This is a genomic window from Segeticoccus rhizosphaerae, assembly GCF_009192725.1.
Classification (GTDB): Bacteria; Actinomycetota; Actinomycetes; order Actinomycetales; family Dermatophilaceae; genus Segeticoccus; species Segeticoccus rhizosphaerae.
On record NZ_VOHR01000280.1, the window covers coordinates 1 to 4,869 of the forward strand.

The 4,869-nt window shown below is 72.3% G+C and carries 6 protein-coding genes; 1 reads left to right on the forward strand and 5 read right to left on the reverse strand.

Features of this window, described 5'->3' with window-relative positions; all coding sequences use genetic code 11:
* The coding region (locus FRW57_RS17180) for a PucR family transcriptional regulator (protein ID WP_203230387.1) at nucleotides 1–357 on the forward strand (357 nt) is incomplete at its 5' end.
* A 77-nt stretch (nucleotides 358–434) separates the two neighbouring features.
* On the opposite strand, the gene FRW57_RS17185 is transcribed toward FRW57_RS17180, so the two are convergent.
* The 5 genes from FRW57_RS17185 to FRW57_RS23390 form a co-directional block, all read right to left on the reverse strand.
* Nucleotides 435–740, reverse strand: coding sequence for a Dabb family protein (locus FRW57_RS17185; RefSeq protein WP_162529400.1), 306 nt, complete (start codon nucleotides 738–740; stop codon nucleotides 435–437).
* Nucleotides 737–2,002: an alpha-hydroxy acid oxidase gene (locus FRW57_RS17190; RefSeq protein WP_152186566.1), complete on the reverse strand. Its 1,266-nt coding sequence runs from the start codon at nucleotides 2,000–2,002 to the stop codon at nucleotides 737–739. The genes FRW57_RS17185 and FRW57_RS17190 overlap by 4 nt, the downstream gene beginning before the upstream one ends.
* Before the next feature lie 47 nt (nucleotides 2,003–2,049).
* A complete protein-coding gene (locus FRW57_RS17195) occupies nucleotides 2,050–3,426 on the reverse strand; it encodes an FAD-binding oxidoreductase (RefSeq protein ID WP_238999471.1) in 1,377 nt (458 codons plus the stop codon).
* Between the two features lie 9 nt (nucleotides 3,427–3,435).
* Nucleotides 3,436–4,401, reverse strand: coding sequence for a PDR/VanB family oxidoreductase (locus tag FRW57_RS17200; protein ID WP_137122507.1), 966 nt, complete (start codon nucleotides 4,399–4,401; stop codon nucleotides 3,436–3,438).
* 33 nt (nucleotides 4,402–4,434) lie between these two features.
* Nucleotides 4,435–4,869, reverse strand: a 435-nt coding sequence (locus FRW57_RS23390) for a hypothetical protein (RefSeq protein ID WP_162529401.1), incomplete at its 5' end; no start/stop codon positions are given.

Genomic DNA, 4,869 nt, shown 5'->3' on the forward strand with positions numbered 1-4,869 from the left:
CTCGCCGGCGAGCGGGGTCCGGGTGTCCACCGGTCCGTGGAGCTCTCGCTCGGCGCCGTGCTGCTGGCGGGCGCGGACGCCGGGACGCACGAGCTTGCGGAGTCGGCCCTGCGGCCCTTGGTCGAGCACGACCGCGACCGCGGCTCCGACCTCGTCGCGACGCTGCGCACCTGGCTCGCTCAGGACTGCTCCATGGCAGCCACCTGCGCCGCCCTGCACCTGCACCGCAACTCCCTGCGCTACCGCCTCGCGCAGATCGGCGAGCTCACGGGCCGGGACCTGGACACCATGGCTGCGCGGGTGGACCTGTGGCTCGCCCTGCACCACGGCCGGCTTCGGACCTCCCAGCCGGGCTGACCCGGTCGGCTTCGGACGGGGACCAGTTCCGCCCAACACGAGCGGAGCGGCCGGGCGGGGACATCCCGGCCCCCGCGTCAGCGAGAGGGAATCTCCAGGTCGCAGACGGTCCAGACGGCGATCCGCGTCCAGCGATCGGCCGCGGCCACGTGATCGGGATGGGTCAAGAACGCGCGCAGGACGGCGGGGGTCTCGAAGTCACCGACACCCCCGAAGTCGGCGGACACCTCGCGGCCGCTGGTGTCCGCGCCGATCCGCCAGTCCTCGCCGCCGGGCACGGTCGTCCGCAACCCCGCAGACCCCGCCACGGCTTCCGCGACCCGCGGGTCGTCGTGGGAGACACCCTCGCGCAGCCGGAAGAGGACGATGTGCCGGATGGTCACGAGGCCCACCCCACGCCCCCGGCGTCGGCGCCCACCCGGCGCGAGGAGCCCGGCGCCGTGTCACGCACCAGCGTCTCGCCCTCCTGGCGCAGCTGGGCGATGCTCGTGACGCCGAGCAGCTGCATGGCCCGGCGCAGCTCGTCGGCCAGCATGGTGATCGCCGCGGTCACTCCTCGCTCGCCGCCAGCGCCCAGACCGTAGAGGTAGGGGCGTCCGACCAGGCAACCGGTGGCACCCCGCGCCAGGGCGATGACCAGGTCGGTGCCGCGACGGATCCCCGAGTCGACGTAGACCTCCAGGCTGTCCCCCACGGCGTCGCGCACGTGCGGGAGCGCGTCGATCGGCGGGATGGTCTGGTCGAGCTGGCGGCCGCCGTGGTTGGACAGCACCACGCCGTCGACGCCGAGGGAGGCCGCCTGCCTGACGTCGTCGGGCCGGACCAGTCCCTTGATCACCAGCGGGCCCGACCACAGCTCGCGCAGTTGCGCGAGGTCGTCCCAGCTCACGGAGGCGTCGAAGAGTTCGGCCGACATGGCCATCGCGCCCATCGGGTCCTGTTCGAAACCGGGGATGTTGGCGAAGGTGATGGGCGCACCGGTGAGCATCCGGGCGCACCACACGGGGTGGGCCGCCATCTGCAGGATGGTCGACGGCGTGAGGGTCGGTGGCACGGTGAACCCGGCCCGCAGGTCGCGAGCACGCAGCCCGGTCACCGGGGTGTCGACCGTGAGCATCAGCGCCCGGTAGCCGTGGTCCCGGGCCCGGGCCACGAGGTCGCGCATCAGGGCCCGGTCGCGCCAGACGTAGAGCTGGAACCACAGGTCACCGGTGGACTCCCGGGCGACGTCCTCCAGGTTCGTGGTCGCGACCGTGGAGAGTGTGTAGGGGATGCCGGCCGCGCCCGCGGCACGGGTCACCGCGGGCTCGCCCTGGTTGTGCATCATCCGGGTGTAGCCGGTGGGTGCCAGGGCGAAGGGAAGCGCCGACTCGACACCGAGGAGGGACGCCCTGGTGTCCACCTCGGTCACGTCGCGCAGGGGGTGCGGCAACAGCGAGAAGCGTTCGTATGCCGTGCGGTTGCGCTCCACGGTCACCTCGCCGTCCGCTCCCCCGTCGACGTAGCCACGCACGCCCTCAGGCCAGCGACGGCGGGCGGCGCGCCGCAGGTCGTCGATCGTGTGGCAGTGGGCGAGGGTGCGGTCCACGGGGTCGAGGATCGGCCGGCGCGGCCTGATCAGGGCGCGGACGTCACGGGGTCTCATGCTGGTCGGAGCTCCTTCACGGAGGTGGGTGAGTGGCGTGGACGGGTTCAGAAACCCTTGCCGGGGTTGAGGATCCCGGTCGGGTCGAGAGCCGACTTGATCGAGCGTTGGACGTCCATGACGTCCGAACCGAGCTCGAGCTCGAGCCAGCGGGTCTTGAGGACGCCGACCCCGTGCTCGCCGGTCAGTGTGCCGCCGAGCTCGATCGCCGTCCGGAAGACCTCGTCGGCGGCCGCCCACACCTCGGGTGGGGCGTCGCCGTCGGGAGTCGGCTCGAACACGAAGGTCGGATGAGTGTTGCCGTCTCCGGCGTGGGCGACGGTCAGGATGGTGACACCGTGCCTGGCGCCGGCCCGCTCGATCGCATCCAGCATGTCCGGCAGCTTCGAGCGCGGCACGCCGACGTCCTCGACCAGACAGCGCCCGAGCCGCTCGGCCGCAGGGTAGGCAAGTCGGCGCACCTCGAGCAGCTGGGCCGACTCGTCCCGGTCCGCAGAGACCGCAACGAAATCAGCACCGGCCGCCTCGAACGAGGCTTCCAGTTGGTCGGCCACCTCGGCCGCGTCGCTGCCGTCGGCCTGTCCGATCAGCATGGCTGCGGTGTCGCCCAACCCCATGTGTTTCCAGTCGTCGATCGCCTGCAGGGTGTTGCGGTCGACCAGCTCCAGCAGGCTCGGCACGACTCCATCGCGGACCACCGAGGCGACCGCGTCGCCCGCGGCTCGCAGGGACGGGAAGCTGCCGACGACGGTCACCGGCTCCGCGGCCGGCCTGGGCCGCAACCGCAGCGTCGCGCTCGTCACGATGCCGAGCGTCCCCTCCGACCCGACGAACAGACTGGTCAGGTCGAGGCCGGCCACGCCCTTGACGGTGCGGCGTCCGGTGGGGATCACCCGGCCGTCCGCCAGCACCACCTCGAGACCCAACACGAAGTCGCGGGTCACGCCATACTTCACACAGCGCAGTCCACCGGCGTTGGTGGCGATGTTGCCGCCCAGCGTGGAGATCTCGTGGCTGGACGGGTCGGGGGCATACATCAGTCCGACCTCGGCGGCCGCCCGGTCGAGGTCGGCGGTGATGACACCCGCCTCGACGACGGCCAGCTGGTCCCCGGCCGAGATCTCCCGGATCGCGGTCATCCGGGCCAGGCACACGACGAGGCAGCCCGGTGTCGCGGTCGCTCCCCCGGCCAGTCCGGTGCCCGCCCCCCGTGGCACCACCGGTATGCCGTGCCGGTGGGCCCAGCGGAGAGCTGCGGACACGTCCTCCACGGTCTCGGCCAGCAGCACCGCCACCGGCGTGCCGGGAGCCACCAGGTGCGCCTCGTCGCGGCAGTAGGCCTCGACGACGTCGGGGTCGGTGAGCAGCCGGCCGCTGAGGCCGGTCCCGAGCTCCGACAGGTCAGCAACGGTGTCGCTGGTCAACAGGTCTCCTCACAGGTCGAGGACCAGGCGGTCGCACAGGGCACGTCCGACACAGATCATCATCGTGTCGTTCGCCGCTCGCTCCTCGTCGGACAACAGGCTGTCGCGGTGGTCCGGGACACCGGCGAGCACCTTGGTCTCGCACGTGCCGCAGATCCCCTCGCGACAGGAGTTCAGTGGTTCGATGCCATTGTCCTCCAGCGCCTCCAGCACGCTCATCCCGGCGGGCACGGTCACCGTCACACCGGACTGCTCGAGCACCACCTCGAAGTCCGACTCGGCGTCGGGGTCGACCGGTGCCTGCGCCCTGGGCTTGAAGCGCTCCAGGTGGAGCGATCCGGGCGCCCAGCTCGCGCAACGCTCCTCGACGGCGGCAAGCAGCGGTTCGGGACCGCAGCAGTAGACCAGCGTGCCGTCACGCGGCTCGTCGAGGAGCGCGCCCAGGTCGAGCAGGCCGACCTCGTCCTGTGGCTGCACCCGCACGGCGTCGCCGTGGCGTTCCAGCTCGGGCAGGAAAGCCATGCTGCTGCGGGTGCGACCGCCATACAGCAGCTGCCAGGAGGCGCCGGAGGCGGCCACCGCCTCGATCATCGGCAGCATCGGGGTGATGCCGATGCCACCAGCGATGAACAGGTAGTCGGCCCCGGCGACCAGCGGGAAGTTGTTGCGCGGGCCCACCACCTCGACCACGTCGCCGGGACGCAGCGTCTCGTGCACGGCCTGCGAGCCACCCTTGCCGGCTGCTTCGCGAAGCACCGAGATGCGCCACGTGGTGCGGTCGGTGGGGCTGCCGCTCAGGGAGTACTGCCGGGTGATGATGCCCGGCAGGCGCAGGTCGACGTGTGCGCCGGCCTGCCAGACCGGCAGGTCGCCGCCGCCCGGGGCGCGCAGGTGCACCGAGATGACGCCCTCGGACTCCCAGGTCAGCTGGTGGACCCGGAGCCGCAGCTCACGCTCTTCGTGGGTGGTGGACATGGCTTCCTCGTGGTTCGTGGGGTCGTGGCCGGCCTACGGGACCCAGCTGATCGGCTGGCTTGCCGTCGAGCGCAGGCGCACGACGGCGACGGAGGTGGGCTCCTCCCCCACCCGTTCCAGCTCGGGTCGGAGCGGGTCGTCGCCCTCGAGCACCATCGCGTCCAGCTCGTGCAGCAGGTGGCGCCCCTCGACACGCACGCCGCCCTGCCCGACGACGAGCACGGTGACCTCGTGGACGTCTCGCTCGAGGGTGACCGGCTCCCCGCTGATCACGACCTCCGCCCTGGCGGCCGCGGCGTCGGGGTCACAGCTGACCTCCAGCACCGCGGGGAGGCCGCCGGAGCGAGGCAGGCTCAGCGTGAGCCGCTCGACGTCCGCCTGTTCCTCGCCGTGCCCGGATCGACCCTCGAGCACCCGGACGTGCCACTGCCAGGCCTCGCGGCGCGGCGTGTCGGGTGAGGCGGCGAC